Source organism: Chachezhania sediminis, from assembly GCF_009765275.1.
Classification (GTDB): Bacteria; Pseudomonadota; Alphaproteobacteria; order Rhodobacterales; family Rhodobacteraceae; genus Chachezhania; species Chachezhania sediminis.
On sequence record NZ_VOPH01000004.1, the window covers coordinates 155,851 to 182,191 of the forward strand.

A 26,341-nucleotide genomic window follows, 5' to 3' on the forward strand; every position below is an offset into this window, starting at 1 on the left:
GCCCGTCCGTCGCCTTTCGTAAGCCCACACCGACTGCCCGACCGGCCTGGTGGGACCGGGCGGTCCCGCCGGCGGGCCGGGGACGTCTGCACCGGGTGCGCTTGGCCGTTTCCCTTCCCGCACGGCTTCGTTATAGGCGCGGTCCATGAAACTCTCCGATTTCGATTTCGACCTGCCCGAAGACCTGATCGCGACCCGCCCTGCGGTGCCGCGCACATCGGCCCGGTTGCTGGTGGCCGACGGCGCCGCGATCACCGATGCGCGGGTGTCCGACCTGCCGTCCTGGCTGCGGCCGGGCGACCGGCTGGTTCTGAACGACACCAAGGTGATCCCGGCGCGCCTGTCCGGGATGCGGGCCCGCGACAGCGGCCAGGGGCCGGTCAGCGCGAAGATCGAGGCGACCTTGCTGGCACCCCGGGCGGACGGGCAGTGGACGGCGCTGCTGAAGCCCCTGCGCAAGGTGAAGCCGGGCGAGGTGATCCGTTTCGCCGAGGATTTCGCGGCCGAACTGACGGCGGTGGAGGAGGGGCAGGCGGTACTGCGCTTTTCGACCGGGGGAGAAGCCTTTGCCGCGGCGCTGGAACGTGTGGGTGCGATGCCGCTGCCGCCCTATATCGCCGCGCGCCGGGCGGCGGACGCGCAGGACCGTGACGACTACCAGAGCGTTTTTGCCCGCCATGACGGGGCGGTGGCGGCGCCGACGGCCTCGCTGCACTTCGATGCCGACCTGCTGGCGCGGCTGGCGGCGATGGGCGTGGGCTTCTCCCATGTGACGCTGCACGTGGGCGCGGGAACCTTCCTGCCGGTGAAGGTCGAGGACGTGACCACGCACCGGATGCATGCCGAATGGGGCCGGGTCGGCGAGACGGCGGCGAACGAGATCCGGGAGACGAAGGCCGCGGGCGGGCGGGTGATCCCGGTGGGAACCACAGCCCTGCGCCTGATCGAGACGGCGGCGCGGGGCGGAGAGATTGCGCCATGGGAGGGGGAGACAGACATCTTCATCTATCCCGGCTTCCGGTTCCGGGCGACGGATGCGCTGATGACCAATTTCCACCTGCCGAAATCGACGCTGATGATGCTGGTGTCGGCCCTGATGGGGCAGGACCGGGTGCGGGCGATCTATGATCACGCCGTGCGGGAGAAGTACCGGTTCTTTTCCTATGGCGATGCATCGCTTCTGATCCCCGGGGACTAGGGGGCGCTGCCCCCGCCCGCCCGTTCGGGGCGGACTCCCCCGGAGTATTTCTGAAAAGAAGAAGAAAAGCGCGCGCGCCTGGCCGGGTCAGGCGCCGCGACCATGGGACGCCGGGCCCGATGCGGCCGGGGGTTCAAATACGACGCTGTCTGTCGCAGAACGGGGCGAGCGCTTTGCCCGCCCGGGCGAAGGCTAGGATCTTGTTGCGGGCGTGGGGCACGACCGGAGGCGCGAATGATACAGGTTTTGTCGAGCGCATGGGCCCTGCTGCTGGGTCTTGGGCTTCTGACCGTGGGCAATGGCCTGCAGACCACGGTGCTGGGTCTGAGGGGCGAGATGGAGGGATTTTCGACCCTCGACATGTCGTTCATCATCCTGGCCTATTACGCGGGCTTCCTGGGCGGGTCGCGGGCCGCGCCCGAGCTGATCCGCCGCGTGGGTCATGTGCGGGTGTTCGCGGCGCTCGCCTCGGGCATTTCGGCCGTGATGATCGTCTATCCGGTGCTGCCGGAGCCCGTCGTCTGGATCCTAGGCCGGGCGCTGGTCGGCTTCTGTTTCAGCGGCGTGTATGTCGTGGCCGAAAGCTGGCTGAACAATGCTGCCGACAACGCGAACCGGGGCAAGGCGCTGTCGCTTTACATGGCGGTCATGATGATCGGCATGATCTCCAGTCAGGGGCTGGTGCTGGTTTCGGATCCGGGCGGTTATGTCGGTTTCGTGATCGCCTCGGTGCTCGTCTCGATCTCGTTCACGCCGATCCTCTTGTCGATCAGCCCGACACCGCCCTTCGACACCACGAAACCGATGCCCCTGAAGACGCTCTTCAAGGTGTCGCCCCTGGGCTGTGTCGGAACCTTCATGGTCGGCGGCGTGATCTCGGCCCAGTACGGCATGGCGGCGGTCTTCGGGGCGGTGGCACAGCTGACGGTGGCCGAAATTTCGATCTTCATCGCCATGTTCTATGTCGGCGCGTTGCTGATGCAGTTCCCGCTGGGCTGGATGTCGGACCGGGTCGACCGGCGGATGCTGATCCTGGCGCTGTCGCTTCTGGGCGGCGGTGCGGCCATTGCGGGCTACGCCCTGGGCGACAGCTTTGCCGTGCTGCTGGTTGTGGCCTTCCTGTCGGGTGGCACGGCCAACCCGCTCTATTCGCTGCTGATTGCCTATACCAACGACTATCTGGGGCACGAGGATATGGCCGCGGCCTCGGGCGGCTTGCTGTTCCTGAACGGGCTGGGGGCCAGTGTCGGTCCGCTGCTGGTCGGCTGGCTGATGGGGCCCGCCGTGCTGGGGCCTGCGGGCTATTTCGTCTACATGGCCGTGCTGATGGTGGCACTGGCGGTCTATGCCGCCTATCGCGCGACGCAGCGCGCCGCTGTCCCGGTCGAGGAGACCGGCGCGATGATGGCGGTGACGGCCATCACCTCGCCCATCGCGGTCGAGGTCGCGCAGGAAGTGGTGATCGAGGCCGAGCTGGAAGCCGCCGAAGAGGCCGCGCAGGAGGAACAGTCGGCGGCCGGCTCTTCGTGATATGTGACGGCCTGTCGCAATTTTTGATCACAAGTGCCTGTTCAACGGGCGATTTGTGAACAATATCGAGGGTCCGTGAAGCGAGGAGAGTGAACCATGGTGGGCCCTCAAGAGGTGCTGGAATTCTGGCTGGACGAAGTCGGGCGAGAGGGCTGGTACAAGGCGGACGAGACGCTGGACGCGACGATCCGCGAACGGTTCCAGGAAACGTGGGAGGCTGCAGGCCGCGAGGCGCTGTGCGCCTGGAAACAGACCCCGCGTGACATGCTGGCCCTGATCGTGCTGACGGACCAGTTCCCGCGGAACATGTTCCGTGGCGACGGGCGGTCCTTCGCCACCGATGGGCTGGCGCGGAAATACGCCAAGTGGGCGATCGACCACGACTGGGACCTGACGGTGCCGGAGCCGGAACGCCAGTTCTTCTACCTGCCATTGATGCATGCTGAATGCCTGACCGACCAGGAGAGGTGCATCCGGATGATGAAGGAACGCATGCCCGAGACCGGCGCGGACAACCTGCTGCACGCCAAGGCGCACCGGCAGGTGATCCGCCAGTTCGGCCGCTTCCCCCATCGCAATGCCGCGCTGCGTCGGCCGTCGACCCCGCAGGAACTGGCCTATGTGGCCGACGGCGGCTATGGCGCCACCGTCCGGGCGCTGCAGTCCGCCGCCTGATCCTGGCCCGTGCGGATCCCCGACGGGGCCGCAGGCATCGTGGCGGTCAGGGCCCGGCCCCCGGCGGGCGGGCCTTCGGCGAGGTTGCGCGCGACGCCGGATCGCCGCCCGGCCCGGGCCCGAGCGATATGTCGCGTTGTCGGCGTCATTGCTCCATTGTCCTGCGCGCCCAGATAGTTTACCATTAAACCACTTTTTGACCCCAGATCGGAAGTGAGGGCGCAATGGCCGGGAAATCCTTCGACGTGATCGTGATCGGTGCCGGCCCGGGTGGCTATGTCGCCGCCATTCGTGCCGCGCAGCTGGGCCTGTCGACCGCCGTTATCGAGCGGGAACATGTCGGTGGCATCTGCCTGAACTGGGGCTGCATTCCGACGAAGGCACTGCTGCGTTCGGCCGAAGTGTTCCACCTGATGGAGCGGGCCAAGGAATTCGGGCTGTCGGCGGAAAAGATCGGCTATGACATAGGCGCGGTCATCAAGCGTTCGCGCGGGGTGGCCAAGCAACTGTCGGGCGGCGTCAGCCACCTTCTGAAGAAGAACAAGGTCACCACGATCATGGGGACGGCGAAACTGGCCGGGAAGGGCAAGGTTTCGGTCGCGACCGACAAGGGGACCGAAGAGCTGACCGCCAAGAACATCATCCTGGCCACCGGTGCCCGTGCCCGCGATCTGCCGGGGCTTGAGGCGGACGGCAAGCGGGTCTGGATGTACAAGCACGCGCTGCAACCGCCGCATATGCCCAAGAAACTGCTGGTCATCGGGTCCGGCGCCATCGGTATCGAATTTGCCAGCTTCTATCACACGCTGGGGGCCGAGACGACGGTGGTCGAGGTCATGGACCGCATCCTGCCGGTGGAAGACGCCGAGATTTCGGCCTTTGCCAAGAAGCAGTTCCAGAAGCAGGGTATGACGATCTTGGAGAAATCCGGCGTCAAGAAGCTGGACCGCGGGGCCGACAAGGTGGTCGCCCATATCGAGACCGGGGGAAAGGTCGAGAAGCACGAGTTCGACACCGTGATCAGCGCCGTGGGCATCGTCGGCAATGTCGAGGACCTGGGCCTGGAAGAGGCGGGCGTGAAGGTCGACCGGACCCATGTCGTGGTCGACGAATACTGCCGGACGGGTGTCGACGGCCTTTATGCCATCGGCGATATCGCCGGCGCGCCGTGGCTGGCGCACAAGGCCAGCCACGAGGGCGTGATGGTGGCCGAACTGATCGCGGGCCAGCATGCCCATCCGATCAAGCCGGGCAGCATCGCGGGCTGCACCTATTGCCATCCGCAGGTCGCCTCGGTCGGGATGACCGAGGCCAGGGCAAAGGAAGCGGGCTATGACATCAAGGTCGGCCGTTTCCCCTATATCGGCAACGGCAAGGCCATCGCCCTGGGCGAGCCCGAGGGCATGATCAAGACCGTCTTCGACGCCAAGACGGGCGAGCTTTTGGGTGCGCACATGGTCGGCGCCGAAGTGACAGAGCTGATCCAGGGCTATGTCGTCGGCCGGCAACTGGAAACGACGGAAGAGGACCTGATGGCCACCGTCTTCCCGCATCCGACGCTGTCGGAGATGATGCACGAAAGCGTTCTGGACGCCTATGGAAGGGCGATCCACTTCTGACCCATGCGCAGGTTGCGTGGCCCCCACGCACCCTTTGATGACGTCTGGATGGTGCGTGCAGAGCACGCACCCTACGGTCCCTGCGGTGGTGGTTGCCGGTAGGTTGCGTGGCCCCGCGCACCTTTTGATGACGCCGGGATGGTGCGTGCAGAGCATGCACCCTACGGCCTCCTCGGTCATGGTTGTCGGTCGGGTCCGTGGTCCCCGCGCACCTTTCGTTGCGGCAGCGTTTCGAACGACAGCATCTCTTGTCCGCCGCCGTCCCGCCGTGGCAAGGAAAGCCGTCACTTCAAACCGGTGCCTCCATGTCTGACCTCTGCCCAGAACGCTGTCTGCCCGACGACCCCCGTGTTCCCGACGTCCTGTCCCTGATCCAACGCTCCTTCGCCTTCATGGATGCCCGCATCAATCCGCCGTCCTCGATGGTGCGTCTGACGGCCGCCGATGTGGCCCGGCAATGCGAAACCGGCGAGGTCTGGATCATGGGCACACCGCCCGTGGCCTGCGTCTTCCTGACCCTGAAGCCGGATTGCCTTTATCTGGGCAAGCTGGCGGTGGATGCCTCGGCGCGGGGGCAGGGGCTGGCGCGGGTGCTGGTCGATCTGGCAGAGGAGCGCGCGCGGGATCTTGGCCTGCCGGAGGTGGAGCTGCAGGTCCGGGTGGAACTGATCGAAAACCACGCGGCCTTCGGCAAGATGGGTTTCGTCAAGGTCGGCGAGACGGCGCATGAAGGCTATGACCGGCCGACCTCGATCACCATGCGCAAGGCGGTGACGCCGTCGGGTTAAACGGTTGCCTGACGGCTGGCCCGCGGCGGGGCGGGTCGTTAACGTCGGCGACAACTGACCCTGTTGCGCGGATGACCCCATGCCCAATCTCGACTTCTGGTACTCCATCGGCAGTCCCTACAGCTATCTCAGCGTGATGCGGCTGGCGGATGTCGCCGATGCCTCTGGTGTGTCGTTCACCTGGCGGCCGTTCAACGTGCGCCATGTCGTACTCGCCGCGGGGGTGGCGCAGCGTTCACCCGAGAAGACCAGCTACATGTGGCGGGATATCGAGCGGCGGTCGCAGCGTTACGGGCTGACTCCCGTGCTGCCGGCACCCTATCCGCTGGGGGGGCTGGTCCTGGCCAATCAGGTGGCGATGGTCGGGGTCGAGGAAGGTTGGGTCGAGGAGTATACGCGCGTTACATTCCGCCGCTGGTTCGACGAGGGGCAGGCGGCCGGGGAAGAGCCGAACCTGTCCGACAGCCTGGAGGAAATCGGTAAAGATCCCGAGGCGGTGCTGCAGAAGGCGCAGTCGGCACGGTTCGAGAAGGCCCTTCGGGACCAGACCGAAGAGGCGATGGCGCTGGGTGTCTTCGGCGCGCCGACCTTCGCCTTCGGCGAAGAGCTGTTCTGGGGCGACGACCGGCTGGACGATGCCGTCCTGTGGGCCAAGGGAGAATGGGGCTGACGGCCCGGGAGGGGGGTGTCTACATTTCAGTTCCGTGACCGGTCGGGCCCTGCCGGTGTTGCCGCAGGGCCATCCATGTTAGGTCCCCGGCGAATCGATTGGGGGACTCGGGGAACGGGTCCCGTACCGGGGGAACGACATGGCACAGTTGAGTAATGCAGGTCAGGCGATCGTTCGCGATCTGGCGGCGCGGCACGGGTTCAGCGAAGATGCTGTGACGCACATGCTGATTGCCGTGAACAATGGCGGCGGCACGCAGGCACAGTTCGATCACTGGGAATTCGGCGGCATGGGGCAATGGTCCATGGGCGGGATGATCATGATTGGCGACATGTTCAACAACTTCCTGAAGGGCCGGGTCGACGCGCTGTGCAACGACCTGTCGAACGCGCTGCGGAGCGACAGCGTCTTCCAGCCGGTCGGCAGCTTTCAAAGCCAGAACCAGGGCGGGTTCCAGAACCAGGCCTATGGCAATTCAAGTTTCTTCGTGCAGGATCCGAAGCAAAGCTGGCCGGCGGATCTGGGCCAGCCTTCCAGCCAGGGCGCGCAGAACGACATGCGTTATGCGTTCTTTCCGTCGACCCGCCGGCTGGCAGTGTCCATCGGCGGTCGGACCACCGTCTATGACGCGGGCGATCACCAGATCGGCGGCTTCGGCCAGCAGCAAAGCGGGCTGGCGACGGACGGGCTGACCTTTTCCAGCCAGTTCGGGACATACCGGCCGTCGGACCTGCCGGTGATCTCTGTCGATGGCGTGGCGCCGGCCCCGCAGGCCGCCCCGCAGCCCCATGCGCCGCAGCCGACCTATCAGCAGCCGGACCCCGTGCAGCAGCCGGAGCCCGTGCAGCCTGCAGAATCCGCGCCTCAGCCTTCGTATCAGCCAGAGCCCGCGCCGGCCCCGGCCACCCCAGCCGCCCCGGCGGTGCAGTCCGAGGACGACATTCTGGAAAAGATCGAGCGTCTGGGCAGTCTGCGGGAACGGGGCATCCTGACGGACGAGGAATTCACGGCGAAGAAGACGGAACTTCTGGCCCGGCTCTGACGCCAAGCCTGGGGCCCTTGCAAGGGCCTTGGGAAGCGCATTGAAATGCGCTTTCAAGCCGGTTCGTAACCGGCTTGGCACCGGTCCCGGACGTAGAGCCGGGTTTCGAAGGGCAGGACGGGCCGCATGGACAGGACAGGCACAGCCTTCGGCACGGTGATCGGCCTATGGGCCGCGGGGCTGGGGGCGGCTGCGCAATTCGGCAAGGTGTCCGTCACCTATCCCGATCTTGCAGTGATCTATGGCGGCACCGGCGCGGCGCTGAGTTTCGCCGTTTCGCTGGTGGGATCCGCGGGGATCGTGCTGGGCGTGGTCGCGGGGCTGGTTGTCGCGCGCACGGGCTCGCGGCGGGCGCTTCTGTGGGCCCTGCTGCTGGGCGCACTGCTTTCGGCGTTCCAGTCCCTGCTGCCGCCTCTGTGGCTGTTCCTGGTTTCGCGTGCGGTGGAAGGGGCCTCGCATCTGGCCATCGTCGTGGCCGCGCCGACGCTGATCGCGCAGCTTTCCGCCCCGCGGCACCGCGGCCTGACCCTGTCGCTCTGGTCCACCTTCTTCGGCGTGGCTTTTGCGTTGCTGGTCTGGCTGGGCCTGCCGCTGGTCGCCGTGGGTGGGGTCGCGGCACTCTATGCCGCCCACGCCATCTACATGGCGGCGATGGCGGTCCTGATCTTCATCCTTCTGCCCAAGGACATCATCGGACCGGGGGCCGAGCCGCTGTCGATCCGCCGGATCCTGGCCGAACATGTGGAGATCTATCGTTCGCCCTTCCGGAATGCCGCGGCACTGGGATGGGTGTTCTATGCCGGGTCGTACCTGGCGATCATGACCATCATGCCCCCCTTCGTCCCGGAAGAGATCCGCGCCGCCACCTTCGCGGCCCTGCCACTGGTCGGCATCACCAGTTCGATGACGCTGGGAGTCTTCCTGCTGCGCCGGTTCCCGGCCGTTCGGGTGGTGCAGGCTGGCTTCCTGGCCAGTCTTTGCGCCGCGGGCCTGATCGCCGCGCTGCCGGGGCAGGGCTGGGCCTACCTGTTGCTGTCGGCAGCGCTGGGGCTTGTGCAGGGCGGGTCCTTCACCGCGATCCCGCAGATCAATCCGGATGCACGCGGGCAGGCACAGGCCAATGGCGCGCTGGCGCAGATGGGCAACATCGGCACCACCTTCGGCACACCGATCCTGGCCGCGCTGGTGGCCGGTGCGGGTCTTATGGGGTTCCTGGCCTTTGCCGTCACGCTTTTTGCCGGGGGCGCTGCCGTCCACGCCGCGATGGCGCGCCGGCGCGCGCGTCAGGCGCTGGCCTGACCCGGGCGGATCAGGCGGTCACCGTTCGCGCGTCCAGGTCGTGGACGGTGCCGTCCAGCACCATCCGGTCCGCGGTCATCCGCAGCGCCTTCTGGTCCACGTCCCGGCGGCCGATCAGCGTCACCTCGGTTCCGGGCTCCAGCATCTCGGCCGTCAGGCCCTCGGGCCAGTCCCGCCCGATCCCGGCCCGCCCAATCCCGGCCCGCCAGCTTTGGCCGTCGGCGTCGAGCGTCAGCGCGCCCTGTTCCGCCTTCGTGATCACCCCGATCAGTTCGAATTCGTTCTCGTCCGTCCAGCGCCATCCGTGATGGGCAAAGGCCGGTGCGCCGGTCAAGGCAGGCAGCAGGGCGAGGAGGCCACGTCTGCTGAGTTGCATGTCGATCTCCTTTTCCGATTCCGCTGTCGAGCATCGCAAAGACAACGCACACGGTCACATCATGGACGCGTGATCGCGGCCCGGTTTGCGGGCTTCTGCCGATGGGGGCGGCCGTGACCGCAGGCGATGCACGCTTTTCGTGCGCCTTTCGCCTGCGGCTCGCCTTTCCTATGCGCATCCCCCGAGTCGCCGCGCCGTTCATGATATGTTCGCACTTTTCGGTTGGAGACTCACCGGCGCTGACCTATGTCTGAACCATTCGACGAGGGTCTCATGAGCGAACAGAAGCACATCTCGGTCCGCGGCGCGCGGGAACACAACCTGAAAGGCGTCGACGTCGACATCCCCCGCGATCAGCTGGTGGTGATCACGGGCCTGTCCGGGTCTGGCAAGTCCAGCCTGGCCTTCGACACGATCTATGCCGAAGGGCAGCGTCGTTACGTCGAAAGCCTGTCGGCCTATGCGCGGCAGTTCCTCGACATGATGGAAAAGCCCGACGTTGACCATATCAGCGGCCTGTCGCCGGCGATTTCCATCGAACAGAAGACGACGTCGAAGAACCCGCGGTCCACCGTCGGCACGGTGACCGAGATCTACGACTACATGCGCCTGTTGTTCGCCCGCGCCGGCACGCCCTTCAGCCCCGCCACGGGCCTGCCGATCGAGGCGCAGCAGGTCCAGGACATGGTCGATCGGATCATGGGCATGGAAGAGGGGACGCGCGCCTATCTTCTGGCCCCCATCGTCCGGGACCGGAAGGGCGAGTACCGCAAGGAGTTCCTGGAACTGCGCAAGCAGGGCTTCCAGCGCGTGAAGGTGAACGGCGAGTTCCACGAGCTCGACACGCCGCCGACGCTGGACAAGAAGTTCCGCCACGACATCGACGTGGTCGTCGACCGGATCGTCGTGCGCGAGGGCATGGAAACACGGCTGGCGGACAGCCTGCGCACCGCGCTGGACCTGGCCGACGGCATCGCCGTGCTGGAAACCGCGCCGTCGGAAGGGGACCCGGAACGGATCACCTTCAGCGAAAAATTCGCCTGCCCGGTGTCCGGCTTCACGATTCCGGAAATCGAACCGCGGCTCTTCAGCTTCAACGCGCCCTTCGGGGCCTGCCCGGTCTGCGACGGTCTGGGGGTGGAGCTGTTCTTCGACGAACGGCTGGTGGTGCCGGATGCGGCGCTGAAGGTTGCCGACGGCGCGCTGGCGCCCTGGCGCAAGGGCAAATCGCCCTATTTCCTGCAGACCATCGATTCGCTGGCCAAGCATTTCGATTTCGACAAGCAGACCAAGTGGAAGGACCTGCCTAAGAAGGTGCAGGACATGTTCCTGTACGGATCGGGCGAGGAAGAGATCAAGTTCCGGTACGACGACGGCGGCCGGGTCTACGAAGTGACGCGCGTCTTCGAAGGCGTGATCCCGAACATGGAACGCCGCTATCGCGAGACGGATTCGAACTGGGTGCGCGAGGAATTCGAACGCTACCAGAACAACCGTCCCTGCGGCGCCTGCAACGGATACCGTCTGAAGCCCGAGGCGCTGGCTGTGAAGATCGGCGGCCTGCATGTGGGCCAGGTGGTCCAGCTGTCGATCAAGGAAGCGCTGGCCTGGGTCGAGGAGGCGCCGCAACACCTGTCCGCCCAGAAGAACGAGATCGCTCGCGCCATCCTGAAGGAAATCCGCGAGCGTCTGGGCTTTCTGAACAATGTGGGTCTGGATTACCTGACCATGTCGCGGTCGTCGGGCACGCTGTCTGGGGGCGAAAGCCAGCGGATCCGGCTGGCCAGCCAGATCGGGTCGGGGCTGACCGGCGTCCTGTACGTGCTGGACGAACCCTCCATCGGCCTGCACCAGCGCGACAACGACCGCCTGCTGGGCACGCTGAAATCGCTACGTGACCAGGGCAATACGGTGATTGTCGTCGAACATGACGAGGAAGCGATCCGCGAGGCCGATTACGTGCTGGATATCGGCCCCGGTGCCGGGGTCCATGGCGGCCAGATTGTCAGCCAGGGCACCCCGCAGGAAATCGCGGCCGACCCTGCCTCGATGACCGGGCAGTACCTGTCGGGCGCGCGCGAGATTGCGGTGCCCGCGGAACGGCGGCCGGGGAACGGCAAGGCCATCACCGTGGTGAAGGCCACGGGGAACAACCTGAAGGACGTGACGGTCGATTTCCCGCTGGGCAAGTTCGTCTGCGTGACCGGCGTGTCGGGCGGCGGCAAGTCGACCCTGACGATCGAGACGCTGTTCAAGACGGCCTCCATGCGGCTGAACGGGGCACGGCAGACGCCGGCGCCCTGCGAGACGATCAAGGGCCTGCAGCACCTCGACAAGGTGATCGACATCGACCAGCGCCCCATCGGGCGGACGCCGCGCAGCAACCCTGCCACCTATACCGGCGCCTTCACGCCGATCCGCGACTGGTTCGCGGGCCTGCCCGAGGCCAAGGCGCGCGGCTACAAGCCCGGGCGCTTCAGCTTCAACGTCAAGGGCGGCCGCTGCGAGGCCTGTCAGGGCGATGGCGTCATCAAGATCGAGATGCACTTCCTGCCCGACGTCTACGTCACGTGCGAGACCTGCAAGGGCGCGCGCTATAACCGCGAGACCCTGGAGATCAAGTTCAAGGGCAAGTCGATTGCCGACGTCCTCGACATGACGGTCGAGGATGCACAAGGCTTCTTTGCCGCCGTGCCGTCCATCCGGGAAAAGATGGACGCGCTGATGCAGGTTGGCCTTGGCTATATCAAGGTGGGCCAGCAGGCGACGACCCTGTCGGGCGGCGAGGCGCAGCGCGTGAAGCTGTCCAAGGAACTGGCGCGGCGGTCGACGGGCAAGACGCTCTATATCCTCGACGAACCGACGACGGGTCTGCATTTCGAGGATGTGCGCAAGCTTCTGGAGGTGCTGCACGAACTGGTGGAGCAGGGGAATACGGTCGTGGTGATCGAGCACAATCTGGATGTTATCAAGACCGCCGACCACCTGATCGACATCGGCCCCGAAGGCGGCGATGGCGGCGGGACCGTCGTGGCGACCGGCACGCCGGAGGAGGTGGCCAAGGTGACAGCGTCCCACACCGGGCACTATCTTGGGCCGTTGCTGGACCCCAAGAAAAAGCGCGTGGCGGCCGAATAGGCCGGTATCGCTGCGCGCAGAGGACGGACCCCAAGCCCGAGTGGCGGCGGGGTCCGTAGGGTGCGTGCTCTGCACGCACCGCCACCTCAGCGGGGGATCACGCCGCCCGGTCCCGGCCGGCGACCTGCCATCCGGGCCGTTGTTCGCGTTTCGTGCACTGTCGGGCGTGACTTGGTCCACCTCTGCCTGTATGGTCTGCGCCAAGGCCGAAAACGGCCAGAGCAGTAGATCACATCAGGTAATACAGGCTGATCCCATGACCGACCTTTCCCGGCCCGCGGCCGCCCCCCCGTCTCGCGCGCAGATGTCGCGCCGCTTTGCCCTTTTTGCACCCGCCGCGCTGGCGGGACTGTCCCTGGTTTCGGCCTGCGGGAACGGCGTCGGCAACTCTGCTGCCGCCACCATCGACGCCCGCGCCGACGCGACGCTGGCGGAGATGTACAGCAAGTACCCCAATACCAGGATCCTGGCCCAGAAGTCGTCCGGCATGCTGGTCATGCCGCTGGTGACCGAGGCCGGGTTCGGCCTGGGTGGCGGCTATGGCCGCGGCGTACTGCGGGTCGACGGCGTGACGGTCGACTACTACTCGGCCATCAAGGGCAGCGCCGGCTTCCAGATCGGCGCCCAGCAATATGCCCACGTGCTGTTCTTCATGACCCCGGCCGCTCTGTCCAACTTCCGCCGCTCCTCCGGCTGGACCGTGGGCGCCGACGCTGAATACGTCCTGGCCGACAAGGGCGATGGCGTGAAGGCGGATTCCGCCACGCTGAACACACCGGTGCTGGTGGCGATCTTCGGCCGCGCGGGCCTGCTGGTCGGCGCGACGCTGGAAGGCACCAAGTACACACGGATCATTCCCTGACCCGCATCCGGCGGGGCCTGTCCGGCCCCGCCAAGACGGTCAGGTCAGCCCAGGGCGCGGAGCCGCTTGATCAGGCTGGACGTGTCCCAGCGCCCTCCGCCCATGTTCTGGACATCCTTGTAGAACTGGTCGACCAGCGCCGTCACCGGCAGGCTGGCGCCCGTCTCGTTCCCCGTGGCCAGGCAGATCCCCAGGTCCTTGCGCATCCAGTCGACGGCGAAGCCATGGTCGAAATGGTCATCCAGCATCGTTTCATAGCGGTTCGCCATCTGCCAGCTGCCTGCGGCACCCTGGCTGATCACCTCGACCACCGCGCGACCGTCCAGGCCCGCCTTCTCGGCGAAATGCAGCGCTTCGGACAGGCCCTGGACCAGGCCCGCGATCGCGATCTGGTTGCACATCTTGGTCATCTGGCCGGCGCCCGGGCCACCGATCCGGCGGCAGATCCGGGCATAGGCGGCCATCACCGGTTCGGCCCGGTCGTACTGTGCTTCCTCGCCGCCGCACATGATCGACAGGACGCCGTTCTCGGCCCCGGCCTGCCCGCCAGAGATCGGGGCGTCGACGAAGCCGATGCCGGCTGCCGCCGCCACTTCGTGCAGCTCGCGCGTGACCTTGGCCGATACGGTGGTGTGGTCGACGAAGACGCTGCCCTTGTCCATCCCGGAAAAGGCACCGCCGCCGCCGGTGCAGACGTCCCGCAGGTCGTCGTCGTTGCCGACGCAGGCCATCACGAATTCGGCCCCCTTCGCGGCTTCGGCCGGGGTCGCGGCCCAGGCGCCGCCATGCTCGGCCGCCCAGGCTTCCGCCTTTGCCGTGGTTCGGTTGTAGACCGTGACCTCGTGTCCGGCCTTCGCCAGATGGCCGGACATCGGGAAGCCCATCACGCCAAGGCCCAGAAACGCCAGTTTCGCCATCGTCATTCTCCAGGATCCGGTTTATCAGTACCGCCACTTCTAGCCCACGGACCGGTCCTCTCCAAGTGCGGGCCGTCCATGTCCGACACGGCCGGACCGGGCGTATGGACGACAGGGGGACTTTCATGCCCGTGATCTTCAGATGGCTGCTTCGCATCGCCACGGGGCTGATCGTGCTGGCGCTGTTGTCTGTCTTTCTGGTCTACTATTTCGCATCCCGGTCCCTGCCGGATTACGACAAGACGCTGGAGGTCGCGGGCCTGACCGCCCCGGTCGAGATCGTGCGCGACAATGCCGACGTGCCGCATATCTTCGGCCAGGACGATCCGGACGTGTTCTTCGGCCTGGGCTATGCCCATGCGCAGGACCGGCTGTGGCAGATGACGACCCTGCGTCGGGTGGCCCAGGGCCGCATGTCCGAGGTCTTCGGCACCGCCACGGTCGATCTGGACAAGCTGCTGCGCCGGCTGGATCTTTATCGCCTGGCGCAAGAGTCCGTTGCGGCGCAGGACGATTACACCAAAGCTGCGCTGACCGCCTATTCCGCGGGGGTGAATGCCCGCCTGAAGGAAATCAACGACCGCGCCCTGGGCCGCGGGGCGCCGGAAATGTTCCTGTTCAACACCCCCGTCGCCCCCTGGCGCCCGGCGGATTCGCTGGCCATCATCAAGGTCATGGCCCTGCAATTGTCGAGCCACCTAGAGGACGAGGTGCTGCGCGCCCGCACCGCCCTGATGCTCGAAGACCCGGCCCGGCTGATGGACATCCTGCCCGACGCGCCAGGGGCAGGGATCGCGGCCCTTCCCGAATATACCGAACTGTTCCGGCAGAACTTCCCCGGTCTTCCCCGCTATGCCGAAGGCACCGACCTGTCCAAGGGCATGCTTTCTCCCTTTCCGCGCCGCGGGCTGGCGGGGGCGTCCAATGCCTGGTCCGCCGGCCCCTCGCGGTCGGCCACGGGGTCCACGCTTCTGGCCAACGACCCGCATCTGGGCTTTTCTGCCCCCACGATCTGGTATCTGGCACGTCTGGAACTGAGGACCGGCGGCGTCATTGGCGGCACGATCCCGGGCGTACCCACGGTGATGGTTGGACGCTCCTCGCGGCTGGGCTGGGCGATCACGTCCTCCTATCTCGACGACCAGGACGTCTATATCGAGAAGCTGAATCCCGACAATCGGGACGAATACCTGACGCCCGACGGCTACAAGCCGTTCGAAACGCGCCCGTCGATCGTCGAGATCAAGGGCGAGGCCCCGATCACCCTGACCCTGCGCTGGACCGAAAACGGCCCCGTCCTGCCTGGCACACATTACAATCTGGGCACCATCACGCCGCCCGGCCACGTCGCCTCGGTCGCGTGGACCGCGCTTAGCCCCGATGACACGACGATGTCGGCAGCCATCGGCATCATGACGTCACAGAACGTGTCCCAGGCATTGGAAGAGGCCGACCGCTTTGTCGCGCCGTCCCAGGTCCTGTCGCTGGTCGATCATGACCACAACGCGATGAAGCTGATCGGTGCCGTACCCCGCCGCGATCCCCGCCACCAGAGCGAGGGCCGCTTGCCCACACCCGGCTGGCGCATGGAAAACCGCTGGCAGGGAACAATGCCCTATGCGTCCAACCCGGAATTCGTCGATCCGGTGGGCGGTATCCTGGGCCATACCAACAACAAGATGGTCGAACGACCGTTCCCCAACCACATCTCCTTCGTCTATGGCGACACGCAGCGGATCAACCGCTGGCGCCGCCTGATGCAGGCGCGCGAGGTCCATACCCGCGAAAGCTTCATCGAGGCGCAGCTGGACACGGTCAGTTTTACGGCCCGGTCGCTGTTGCGACTGGTGGGCAGCGACCTGTGGTACACGCAGGAGGCCGCGCCCCCGGGCACGCCGGAACGCCAGCGGCAGATCGCGCTGGAACTTCTGGCCAACTGGAACGGCGAGATGAACGAACACCTGCCGGAACCGCTGATTTATGCCGCCTGGATGCGCGCCCTGCAGGAACGCCTGATCCGCGACGACCTCGGGCCCCTGGCAGACGAGTTCAAGCACCTGGACCCGATCTTCATCGAACGCGTCTTTCGCGATATCGACGGCGCATCGGCCTGGTGCGACGTGCGCCAGTCGACGATCGAGGAGACCTGTGCAGACATGGCCCGCATGGCGCTGGACGACGCGCTGCTGTGGATCGGCGAGAACTACGGCACGGCGCTGGAATCCCTGCGCTGGGGCGATGCCCACCAGGCCACGCACGACCACGAGGTGCTGGGCAATGTCCCGATCCTGCGCAACTTCGTGAACATTCGCCAGTCGACCTCGGGCGGGGACAACACGCTGATGCGGGGCCGCACCTCGGGCGAAGGCCGGAACCCGTTCCTGAACGTGCATGGCGCGGGATACAGGGGCGTCTACGACTTCGCCGATCCCGACAGTTCCGTCTTCATCACCGCTACCGGCCAGTCCGGCCATTTCCTGTCGCGACATTATGACGACCTGGGCCAGTTGTGGCGTCGGGGAGAATACATCCCGATGTCCCTGGACGAGGACCTGGCCCGCGCCGGTGCCGTCGGCATCACGGTGCTGAAGCCCGAGGAATGAAGCGGCGTCGCGGCGGGTCCTGATGCCGCACTGCCGGGGGCCTCGGGTGTATCTGGAAAGAATAGAAGGGTCCTGCGCGAAGGCGCGCGCCCGGCTTCCCTGATCCCAAAATCACCGGCCCGGCGTGGCACTCCCAACCCGTGGGGCCGGCGCCCCGCGGGAACCCGCCGATCCCGGCCGCCGCGGTCGCAAGGAACCGCCTGCACGCATCGGTGTGGGAACGGAAGTCCGGCCTGCCGCGTTATATTCGGGATAACGCGAATAACAGGAGAAGACCCATGTTCCGCATTCTCGGCGCCGCTGCCCTTGGCCTTGCCACCATCGCCATGCCGCTGTCCGCCGTGGCCGGACCGCAGGGATGCCCCCCGGGGCTCGCAAAGAAAAGCGCTTCCTGCACGCCCCCCGGCCACGCCAAGAAGTCCCACCCGCGCTATGACGACCGGACATACGATCGCGGGCACATCGACAGCCGGTACGAGCGTCTCTACAATCCCGACCGCTATGGTCTGGACCCGGGCTATGTCTATTACACCCAGAACGGCACGGTCTACCGGGTCGACAACCAGACCAACCAGATCCTGGCGGTGATCGGCGCGCTGTCTACGCTTCTGAACTGATGCACGAAGACGTGTCCAGGGTGCAGAACATGATCCAGATCATATTCACGAATCAAGAAGTGTCCTGAAGGTGATCCGCAGATCAATCTTCAGGAGATCCTCTCGTGTTCAGAAAGAACCTTGGAAACGTCGACCGCATCATCCGGGCGATCCTTGGGGCCGCACTGCTGGTCGTGTTCTTCACCGCCACCGGCTGGCTTCATTGGGTCGCCCTTGTGGTCGGACTGGTGCTGCTTGGCACCTCGGCCCTGGGCTATTGCCCGCCCTATGCGATCCTGGGGATCAATACCTGCCGCAGGTAAAATCGCGGCCGGGCGCCCGGAACGGTGGCCCGGCCGCTGTGACGTTCGAAGGCCCGGGCCTAAGTGCCTGAGATTCTGCCTGTAATACGCTGATATAAATTGAATTTCCATTTTTTTAACGCCCGGTGACGATGGGCCGGGCACAGGCCATAAACGCATCGCCCGGTTTTCGCCCGAGGCGGAAGGCGGGAACGCGCAGGCAATCCGGCGGGTTCGTGGCTGGTCAGATCCGGAGTGTGGCAGTGGCGGGGCCGCGCTCAACCCGGGGGGCCGGCCCGGACGCGCGCCCCGATCCCGTTCCGGCCCGCAGCGCCGGGGCCCGCGTTCAGACCAGCCAGTCAGACCAGGATGTCGTCCGGGTCGATCTGCGGTGTGCCCGAAAGCTCCAGCCGGAAATCGGTCAGCCGGTCGCTGTCGGCGTCATAGAAGATCTGCGTCCGATCCTCGGTTGTGGCGATCCGCAGCTCCCGCTCCGCGCCGGTGTAGGCGGCGCTGCCCAGAAAATGTGCGGTGCCGCCGGTCAGGGCCGTCAGGTCCAGCAGGTCGATGCCCGGGGTGAAGTCCCGGATGCTGTCGGTTCCGGTGGCGACGGCACTGTCGCGGGGCGTGGCAAAGACGAATAGGTCGCGCCCTTTGCCGCCGGCCAGCACATCGCGGCCCGGCCCGCCGACCAGAATATCGTCGCCCGGGCCGCCCAGCAGCCTGTCGTCGCCGCGGCCGCCGACCAGCAGGTTGTCGGCGGCGGTGCCGCGGATCGTGTCATCGCCGCGGCCGCCCATCGCCTCCTCGATCAGCGAGCGGGGATCGCCCCGGTAAAGCAGCGTGTTTTAGATACTGCCCGATGCGTCGGTGTTGTGTCCCAGGTCGGCCAGATGCCGGTCGGAAAAGACCGAATGCCCGCCCGGCCTGAGATCGATCGAGAGGTCGGTATCATAGGCCGACAGGTCATAGCGGTCGCGTCCGCCGCCATCCCAGATCGTGGCGAAGATCCGATTGACGCCCGGATCGATGGCGGTGGCGCCATCGACCAGCGTGTGCCCGCGATCCGGTTCCCAGCGATAGACGGTGCGCCCGGCATTGGTCGCAAAGTCGGCGCCGTAGACGTATTGAAGCGCGGCGATGTCGTACATCATGAAGCTTTGCGCAAAGCTCCAATCGCCGTTCTTCAGGCTTCCCGTGTCGGCATCGACGAAGGACCGGTAGGTCATCACGGAATATTCCATGAAATCCGTCGCCTTGGGCAGCTTGCCATAGTCGGTGTCGGCATGTCCGTGTTCCAGCCCCAGCGCGTGGCCGGTTTCGTGCAGCAAGGTCAGCCAGGCATAATTGCCAGGCCGGGGTTCGCCATAGTCGAAGCGCGCAGTGCTGAACCAGATGTCGCCGCCTTCGGTCACGGGGGCGGGCAGATAGGCCCAGGCGGTGCCGCTGTCACCATGGTCGCGGGTCTGGAAGACCCGCAGATGTGCGATCGGTGCGCCAGCCTGTTCAACCGCGGCGGCGGTCACGCCCTCGACCGAGAAGCCGTCATTGGCAGCGTTGCCGTCGTCCCGGTCCAGGACGGCGTGCGCCGCCGCACGCAGATCGGCGCTGGCGGTTATCGCCTTCAGGTTTTCGCGACTGCCATAGCCGCACAGGTCCTCCATCAGTGCGGCCTCGGGCGTGGCGTAAAGGATCAGGTCCGTGTCCCAACCGTCTTCGCCCAGGATACCGTCGATCCGGCTGTCGCCCGATGCACCGATCCAGCGTGTCAGATGACCCAGGCCCGACATGGCATCCCTCCGACCGTTGCGGGGCGGTTGCCCGGGCCAGGGAGTATTGCGGGACGCGACAGATCCTGCTTCGGCGCCGGGCACCCCCGTCCGCCGGTCGCATCAGTCTGGTCAGCGGACTGCAGGACCCCGTGCCCGAGGCCGCCGGTTGCAACCGGCGACGACGGGGTGATGCCGTTTCTTGTTTAAGATGGTCTTAAATGCGCGAGGATGTCGGCGCGGCGGGGCATCAGCCGTTCAGGATCTTCGCGGCCTCGGGCGCGAAATAGGTCAGAACCCCGTCACAGCCCGCGCGTTTGAAACCCAGCAGGCTTTCCATCATGATCTTCTCGCCATCGACCCAGCCGTTCAGGGCGGCCGCCCGGATCATCGCGTATTCGCCCGACACCTGATAGGCGAAGGTCGGCGCGCCGAAGCTGTCCTTTACCCGCCGGATGATGTCCAGATAGGGCATCCCCGGCTTGATCATCACCATGTCGGCGCCTTCCTCCAGGTCGCGCGCCACCAGGCGCAGCGCCTCGTCCGAATTGCCGGGGTTCATCTGATAGGTCTTCTTGTCGCCCTTCAGCGCGCCGGACGCGCCCACCGCATCCCGGAACGGCCCATAGAAGGCCGAGGCATATTTCGCCGCATAGCTCATGATCGTGACGCGGCTGTGGCCGGCATCTTCCAGCGCCTTCCTCATGGCGCCGATGCGGCCATCCATCATGTCGGACGGCCCGATGATGTCGGCGCCAGCATCGGCCTGGGCCAGGGTCATCTTCACCAGCGCCTCGACTGTCCGGTCGTTCACGATCTCGCCATCGACCACGTACCCGTCATGGCCGTTGATGTTGTAGGGATCCAGCGCGACGTCGGTCATCACCGCCATGTCGGGCACCGCGTCCTTGATCGCCCGGATGGCGGTGTTCGACAGGTTGTCGGGATCCCATGCGCCGGCGCAGTCCTCGGTCTTCAGGGCCGGGTCGATGTAGGGAAAGAGACAGATCGCGGGGATGCCCAGGCTCCACGCTTCCTTGGCGGCCTTGACGATCAGGTCGACGCTCTTGCGCGTGACGCCGGGCATGGAGACGACCGCCTCCTCCTCGTTCACGCCATCGCGGACGAAGACGGGCCAGATCAGGTCGTCGACGCTCAGCGTGTTTTCCTGGACCAGCGCGCGGATCGCGGGCGACTGACGCAGGCGGCGGGGGCGGGACGCGGGGAAGGGGGCAAGACGCGGGTCCATGGGTCATCTCCTCTGGCCGGGCCGGGCATGTGGGGCCCGGCGGGCGCAAGGGGCATCGGGTGCGGCCTGCCTTGCGCATCGCGGGACTGGGTGGCATGGATTGCGTCAACCCACAAGATCCAACGGGGCGAAGCTTGCGTAGGGCGGCCGAACCGCGCCCCGGCAGGCAGGCCGTGAACCAGAGGCAGAGGCAGGGCGACCGGATGTGTACATGTCGCTGAACGAACTGATCGACCTGCGGTCGTTTTCCAACCTATGGTTCTGGATCGCGCTGGCCGTCACCTGGGCGCTGGCCAGCCACTGGGTGATGGGCATCCCCTATGACATGCTGGTCCGCGCCCGGATGGGCGACACACAGGCGATGGACGACCTGCATCATCTGGCACGGATCAACGCGGCGCGGGTTCAGGCGGTGTCCTTCACCTCGGCCCCGTGGCTTCTGGCGCTCTGGTGCTTCGTCATGTCCGGGCTGGTGACGTTGGGCTTCTTCTATGGCGTGGAACTGGCACAGGCGGTGGCCCTGCTGGCCTTGCCCCTGTCCATCGTGGGTCTGCTGACGCTTCGCACCGCGCGCAAGATCGAAAATCTGGGCCTGTCGGGCCTGGATCTGTGCCGGCAACTGGCCTGGCTGAGGATGGAAATCCAGGGCATCGGGCTGGTCGCAATCGTCGTGACGGCGGTCTGGGGCATGTATCAGAACCTTTCCATCGGGGTCCTGGGCCACTAGAACGCGGAACGGACCGGAACGCCCCGAACAGGGCGTGCCGCGTCCGGCGATTCGACGACTGACAGGATCCGACACGATGAAAGCACCCCGGCACATCACGGTGGGCGGCGCGCCCGAAGGTTTCGACGCGCAGCTGATCCTGAACGAGATCGCAAAATCCGGCGGTCCCGTCCTGCATATCGCGCGCGACGACAAGCGGCTGGCGGCGATGCAGGCCGGCCTGTCCTTCCTGGCGCCCGACATGCCGGTGCTGGTCTTCCCGGGCTGGGACTGCCTGCCTTACGACCGGGTGTCGCCCAATGCCGATATCTCGGCCGCGCGGATGGCGACGCTGGCCGCTCTGGTCCACCGGCTGCCGGAAAAGTTCGTTCTTCTGACCACGCTGAACGCGGCCACCCAGCGGGTGCCGGCCCGCGACCTGCTGCGCGATGCGGCCTTCGTGGCCCGGGTCGGCCAGCGCGTGGACGAGGAAGCCCTGCGCCAGTTTCTGGTGCGCATGGGCTTTTCCCAAAGCCCCACGGTGATGGAACCGGGCGACTATGCCATCCGTGGCGGGATCATCGACATCTTCCCGCCGGGAGACGGCGGTCCGGTCCGGCTCGATTTCTTCGGCGATGTGCTGGACGGCGCGCGCGGCTTCGATCCGGTGACGCAACGCACGACCGAGAAGCTGGAGCGCGTGGAACTGGCGCCGGTGTCCGAGGTGATCCTGGACGAAGCCGCAATCATGCGCTTCCGCCAGAACTATCGCCTGGAATTCGGCGCCGCGCGGACCGACGATCCGCTGTACGAGGCCGTCAGCGCCGGGCGCAAGCACCAGGGGATCGAACACTGGCTGCCCTTCTTCCACGAGAAGCTGGAAACGCTGTTCGACTACCTGCCGGACGCCACGATCACGCAGGACGACCAGTCCGACGCGATGCGGGTGGCACGCTGGGACACGATTGCCGACCAGTACGAAACCCGCCGCCATGCGATGGAGCAGAAGTCGCGCATCGACACGGTCTACAAGCCCTGTCCGCCCGGGCTTCTCTACTTGGACGACGCGGCGTGGGAAGCGGCGGTGGGCGCGCGTAGGGTGATGGCCTTCACGCCCCTGCAGCGTGCGTCCGGTCCCGGGGTCATCGACGCGGGCGGGCGGATCGGGCGGAACTTCGCCCCCGAACGCCAGCAGGAGAACCTGTCGCTCTTCGGTGCGCTGGCCGATCACGTCAAGGCACGGATGGACAAGGGGCCGGTGGTCATCGCGTCCTATTCCGAAGGCGCGCGGGAACGTCTGGCCGGCCTGATCGAGGACGAGGGCTTGGCCGAGACGATCCTGATCCCGGATGCCAGCCGCATCGGCAAGCGTGGATTGTACCTTGCCGTCTGGGCGCTGGAACACGGGTTCGAAACGCCGACGATGACGGTGGTATCGGAACAGGACGTGCTGGGCGACCGACTGATCCGGTCGCCCAAGAAGCGCAGGAAGGCCGAGAATTTCCTGACCGAGACCCAGTCGCTGTCGCCCGGGGATCTGGTGGTCCATGTCGACCACGGCATCGGCCGCTACCAGGGGTTGGAGGTGATCACCGCCGCGGGTGCCGCGCATGAATGCCTGTTGCTGGAATATGCCGAAGGCGCGCGGCTCTACCTGCCGGTCGAGAATATCGAACTTCTGTCCAAGTACGGCCATGACGAAGGGCTGCTGGACAAGCTGGGCGGCGGCGCCTGGCAGGCCAAGAAGGCGCGTCTGAAGGAACGCATCCGCGAGATGGCGGACCGGCTGATCCGCGTGGCCGCCGAACGCGCCCTGCGCCGCGCACCGGTGCTGGATCCGCCGATGGGCAGTTGGGACGCCTTTTCCGCCCGGTTCCCCTATCAGGAGACCGACGACCAGCTGCGCGCCATCGAGGACGTGGTGGCCGACATGACATCGGGCCACCCGATGGACCGGCTGATCTGCGGCGATGTGGGCTTCGGCAAGACCGAGGTCGCGATGCGCGCGGCCTTTGTCGCCGCCATGTCGGGTGTGCAGGTGGCCGTGGTGGCACCGACGACGCTGCTGGCGCGCCAGCACGCGGCCAGTTTCAGCGAGCGGTTCCGCGGCTTCCCGGTCGAGGTACGGCAGCTGTCGCGGTTCGTGTCGGCAAAGGACGCGCAAGCGACCCGCGACGGGATGAGCCGGGGGACCGTGGATATCGTCGTCGGCACCCATGCGGTACTGGCCAAGGGGGTGCGGTTCAACAATCTGGGCCTTCTGATCATCGACGAGGAACAGCATTTCGGCGTGGCGCACAAGGAACGGCTGAAGCAGATGCGGACGGACATCCACGTCCTGACACTGACCGCCACGCCGATCCCGCGGACGCTGCAACTGTCGCTGTCGGGCGTGCGGGACCTGTCGATTATCGGCACGCCCCCGGTCGACCGCCTGGCGATCCGGACCTATGTCAGCGAATTCGACGCGGTGACGGTGCGCGAGGCGCTGTTGCGCGAACGCTATCGCGGCGGGCAAAGCTTCTATGTCGTGCCGCGGATCACCGACCTGCCGGAGATCGAGAGCTTCCTGAAGGAACAGGTCCCCGAATGCAGCTATGTCGTTGCCCACGGCCAGATGGCGGCAGGCGAGCTGGACGACAAGATGAACGCCTTCTACGACGGCAAGTACGACGTGCTTCTGGCCACGACCATCGTTGAATCGGGGCTGGATATTCCCACGGCCAACACGATGATCGTGCACCGGGCCGACATGTTCGGTCTGGCACAGCTTTACCAGATCCGCGGACGCGTCGGGCGGTCGAAGACCCGGGCCTATGCCTACCTGACGACGAAGCCCCGGGCCAAGCTGACGGCGGCCGCGGAAAAGCGCCTGCGGGTTCTGGGCTCGCTCGACACGCTGGGGGCGGGGTTCACGCTGGCCAGTCAGGACCTGGACATCCGGGGCGCCGGCAACCTTCTGGGCGAGGAACAGTCGGGTCAGATGCGCGATGTGGGCTACGAGCTTTATCAGCAGATGCTGGAGGACGCGATTGCCAAGATCCGGTCGGGCGAGATGGAGGGGTTGGCCGACGACGATGGCCAGTGGGCGCCGCAGATCAATCTGGGCGTTCCGGTCCTCATCCCCGAGGACTACGTACCGGATCTGGACGTGCGGCTGGGGCTCTACCGGCGTCTGTCGGAACTGACGACGAAGGTAGAGCTGGAAGGCTTTGCCGCGGAACTGATCGACCGGTTCGGGAAGCTGCCCAAGGAAGTGAACTCGCTGATGCTGATCGTGAGGATCAAGGCGATGTGCAAGCGGGCGGGGATCGCGAAACTGGACGGTGGACCCAAGGGGGCGACGATCCAGTTCCACAACGACAAATTCGCCTCGCCCGAGGGGCTGGTGTCCTTCATCCAGGACCAGCGCGGGCTGGCGAAGGTCAAGGACAACAAGATCATCGTCCGGCGGGACTGGTCGAGGGATTCCGACAAGATCAAGGGCGCCTTTGCCATTGCCAAGGACCTGGCTGAAAAGGTCGTGGCAAAGGAGAAGGCGGCCAAGGCTGGGTGAAGGAGCGGTGCGTGGGAACCACGCACCCTACGGATGCCCGGCACATGCGCCCGGGAACCGGGCCGGGCTGGCGCCGGGGACGGCGGGTGCCTCCGGCGGAGGTATTTCAGGACCGAAGAAGCCGGGGAGGGTCCTTCATCTTCTTCGATCCACAAATACCTCGGGGGAGTCCGTCCCGGAGGGGCGGGCGGGGGCAGCGCCCCGCTTCGCGCCGGCTCGGGGGCGTCCCGCGTTCAGGCCGTCGCTCCGCTTGCCGCTGGCGGGGTTCCCTTGTATTCAGCCCACCTGAACTAGGACCCGAAAGGCAGGACCCATGCGCGCCGAAATCCAGAACACGGTGGCCGAAATCGAGAAGAGCCTGGCTCTGCTGGCACAGCGGATGGATTACGAGACCGCGCCGCACCGCCTGGAGGAGTTCAACGCGCGGGTCGAGGATCCGGACCTGTGGAACGACCCCGAAGGCGCGCAGAAGCTGATGCGCGAACGCCAGATGCTGGTCGATGCCATGGGCACCTATACCTCGCTGAAGCAGGACCTGACCGACAATGTCGAGCTGATCGAACTGGGCGAGATGGAAGACGACGCCGAGGTCGTGGCCGATGCCGAAGCCGCGCTGAAGGCGCTGGCCGAAACCGCGGCCCAGAAGGAGCTTGAGGCGCTTCTGGACGGCGAGGCCGATGCAAACGACACTTTCCTGGAAATCAATGCCGGCGCCGGCGGGACCGAAGCCTGCGACTGGGCCGCGATGCTGCAGCGGATGTATGTGCGCTGGGCGGAAAAGCGCGGCTACAAGGTGGAACTGCAATCGGAAGAAGCGGGCGCCGAAGCCGGGATCAAGTCCTGCGCCTACAAGATTTCCGGCCACAACGCCTATGGCTGGCTGAAGTCGGAATCGGGCGTGCACCGGCTGGTCCGGATTTCGCCCTTCGGCAAGGGCACGCGCGAGACCTCGTTCGCGTCGGTCTGGGTCTATCCGGTGGTCGACGACAATATCGAGATCGAGGTGAACCCGGCCGACATCCGCATCGACACGTTCCGGTCGTCGGGTGCGGGCGGGCAGCACGTGAACACGACCGACTCGGCTGTGCGTATTACGCACCATCCGACCGGCATCGTTGTGACCAGTTCCGAGAAGTCGCAGCACCAGAACCGCGATATCGCCATGAAGGCCCTGAAATCGCGCCTGTACCAGCTGGAACTGGACAAGCGGAACGCTGCCATCAACGAAGCGCATGAAAGCAAGGGGTCGGCCGGCTGGGGCAACCAGATCCGTTCTTACGTCCTGCAGCCCTATCAGATGGTGAAGGATCTGCGGACCGAGCACGAAACCTCCGACACCAAGGGCGTTCTGGACGGGGACCTGGATGCCTTCATGGCGGCGACGCTGGCCATGGACGTCGCGGGCAAAAGCCGCGCCGATGCCCGCGCGGGCGACTAGGGTCAGGC

Annotated in this window: 19 protein-coding genes and 1 pseudogene; 16 read left to right on the forward strand and 4 right to left on the reverse strand. The window is 66.1% G+C overall.

Annotated features, from left to right (window positions below):
• Positions 1–145: 145 nt before the first annotated feature.
• The 8 genes from queA to FQK05_RS14325 all read left to right on the forward strand — a co-directional run bounded on the left by queA (position 146) and on the right by FQK05_RS14325 (position 8,821).
• Positions 146–1,198: a tRNA preQ1(34) S-adenosylmethionine ribosyltransferase-isomerase QueA gene (gene queA, locus FQK05_RS14290; protein ID WP_158967971.1), complete on the forward strand. Its 1,053-nt coding sequence runs from the start codon at positions 146–148 to the stop codon at positions 1,196–1,198.
• A 234-nt stretch (positions 1,199–1,432) separates the two neighbouring features.
• On the forward strand, positions 1,433–2,728 hold the full coding sequence (locus tag FQK05_RS14295; RefSeq protein WP_158967973.1) for an MFS transporter: 1,296 nt from the start codon (positions 1,433–1,435) through the stop codon (positions 2,726–2,728).
• 96 nt (positions 2,729–2,824) lie between these two features.
• Positions 2,825–3,403, forward strand: a complete 579-nt coding sequence (locus FQK05_RS14300; protein ID WP_158967975.1) for a DUF924 family protein — start codon at positions 2,825–2,827, stop codon at positions 3,401–3,403.
• Between the two features lie 224 nt (positions 3,404–3,627).
• The gene (gene lpdA, locus FQK05_RS14305) at positions 3,628–5,022 is read left to right on the forward strand and encodes a dihydrolipoyl dehydrogenase (RefSeq protein WP_158967977.1); all 1,395 of its coding nucleotides are present in this window, start codon (positions 3,628–3,630) and stop codon (positions 5,020–5,022) included.
• 305 nt (positions 5,023–5,327) lie between these two features.
• Complete coding sequence (locus FQK05_RS14310) at positions 5,328–5,810, forward strand: GNAT family N-acetyltransferase (RefSeq protein WP_158967979.1); 483 nt, start codon at positions 5,328–5,330, stop codon at positions 5,808–5,810.
• A gap of 79 nt (positions 5,811–5,889) precedes the next feature.
• Positions 5,890–6,480, forward strand: a complete 591-nt coding sequence (locus FQK05_RS14315) for a 2-hydroxychromene-2-carboxylate isomerase (RefSeq protein WP_158967981.1) — start codon at positions 5,890–5,892, stop codon at positions 6,478–6,480.
• A gap of 139 nt (positions 6,481–6,619) precedes the next feature.
• A complete protein-coding gene (locus FQK05_RS26380) occupies positions 6,620–7,522 on the forward strand; it encodes an SHOCT domain-containing protein (protein WP_158967983.1) in 903 nt (300 codons plus the stop codon).
• Between the two features lie 126 nt (positions 7,523–7,648).
• Positions 7,649–8,821, forward strand: a complete 1,173-nt coding sequence (locus FQK05_RS14325) for an MFS transporter (protein WP_158967985.1) — start codon at positions 7,649–7,651, stop codon at positions 8,819–8,821.
• A gap of 10 nt (positions 8,822–8,831) precedes the next feature.
• Here the strand turns inward: FQK05_RS14325 and FQK05_RS14330 are convergent, their stop codons facing one another.
• Positions 8,832–9,197: a hypothetical protein gene (locus FQK05_RS14330; protein ID WP_158967987.1), complete on the reverse strand. Its 366-nt coding sequence runs from the start codon at positions 9,195–9,197 to the stop codon at positions 8,832–8,834.
• A 273-nt stretch (positions 9,198–9,470) separates the two neighbouring features.
• Between FQK05_RS14330 and uvrA the strand changes: the two genes are divergently transcribed.
• Together uvrA and FQK05_RS14340 are read left to right on the forward strand one after the other, a co-directional pair.
• A complete protein-coding gene (gene uvrA, locus FQK05_RS14335; RefSeq protein ID WP_158967989.1) occupies positions 9,471–12,335 on the forward strand; it encodes an excinuclease ABC subunit UvrA in 2,865 nt (954 codons plus the stop codon).
• 304 nt (positions 12,336–12,639) lie between these two features.
• Positions 12,640–13,197, forward strand: coding sequence for a lipid-binding SYLF domain-containing protein (locus FQK05_RS14340; protein ID WP_158968485.1), 558 nt, complete (start codon positions 12,640–12,642; stop codon positions 13,195–13,197).
• 44 nt (positions 13,198–13,241) lie between these two features.
• Here the strand turns inward: FQK05_RS14340 and FQK05_RS14345 are convergent, their stop codons facing one another.
• Positions 13,242–14,114: an NAD(P)-dependent oxidoreductase gene (locus FQK05_RS14345; protein ID WP_158968487.1), complete on the reverse strand. Its 873-nt coding sequence runs from the start codon at positions 14,112–14,114 to the stop codon at positions 13,242–13,244.
• Between the two features lie 125 nt (positions 14,115–14,239).
• On the opposite strand from FQK05_RS14345, the gene FQK05_RS14350 reads away from it, so the two are divergent.
• From FQK05_RS14350 to FQK05_RS14360, 3 genes are all read left to right on the forward strand, one after another.
• On the forward strand, positions 14,240–16,717 hold the full coding sequence (locus tag FQK05_RS14350; RefSeq protein WP_158967991.1) for a penicillin acylase family protein: 2,478 nt from the start codon (positions 14,240–14,242) through the stop codon (positions 16,715–16,717).
• Between the two features lie 278 nt (positions 16,718–16,995).
• On the forward strand, positions 16,996–17,334 hold the full coding sequence (locus FQK05_RS14355; RefSeq protein WP_158967993.1) for an excinuclease ABC subunit A: 339 nt from the start codon (positions 16,996–16,998) through the stop codon (positions 17,332–17,334).
• Between the two features lie 104 nt (positions 17,335–17,438).
• Positions 17,439–17,636: a YgaP family membrane protein gene (locus FQK05_RS14360; RefSeq protein WP_158967995.1), complete on the forward strand. Its 198-nt coding sequence runs from the start codon at positions 17,439–17,441 to the stop codon at positions 17,634–17,636.
• Positions 17,637–17,974: 338 nt separating this feature from the next.
• Here FQK05_RS14360 and FQK05_RS26415 read toward each other — a convergent pair.
• A pseudogene (locus FQK05_RS26415) lies at positions 17,975–19,405 on the reverse strand (M10 family metallopeptidase).
• A gap of 229 nt (positions 19,406–19,634) precedes the next feature.
• Positions 19,635–20,633 (reverse strand): porphobilinogen synthase, encoded by a 999-nt coding sequence (hemB, locus tag FQK05_RS14370; RefSeq protein ID WP_158967997.1) that lies wholly within the window; start codon positions 20,631–20,633, stop codon positions 19,635–19,637.
• 211 nt (positions 20,634–20,844) lie between these two features.
• On the opposite strand from hemB, the gene FQK05_RS14375 reads away from it, so the two are divergent.
• The 3 genes from FQK05_RS14375 to prfB all read left to right on the forward strand — a co-directional run bounded on the left by FQK05_RS14375 (position 20,845) and on the right by prfB (position 26,333).
• Positions 20,845–21,360, forward strand: a complete 516-nt coding sequence (locus FQK05_RS14375) for a component of SufBCD complex (protein WP_158967999.1) — start codon at positions 20,845–20,847, stop codon at positions 21,358–21,360.
• Positions 21,361–21,436: 76 nt separating this feature from the next.
• Complete coding sequence (mfd, locus tag FQK05_RS14380) at positions 21,437–24,895, forward strand: transcription-repair coupling factor (protein WP_158968001.1); 3,459 nt, start codon at positions 21,437–21,439, stop codon at positions 24,893–24,895.
• Between the two features lie 313 nt (positions 24,896–25,208).
• Positions 25,209–26,333: a peptide chain release factor 2 gene (prfB, locus tag FQK05_RS14385; protein ID WP_158968003.1), complete on the forward strand. Its 1,125-nt coding sequence runs from the start codon at positions 25,209–25,211 to the stop codon at positions 26,331–26,333.
• Positions 26,334–26,341: the final 8 nt, after the last annotated feature.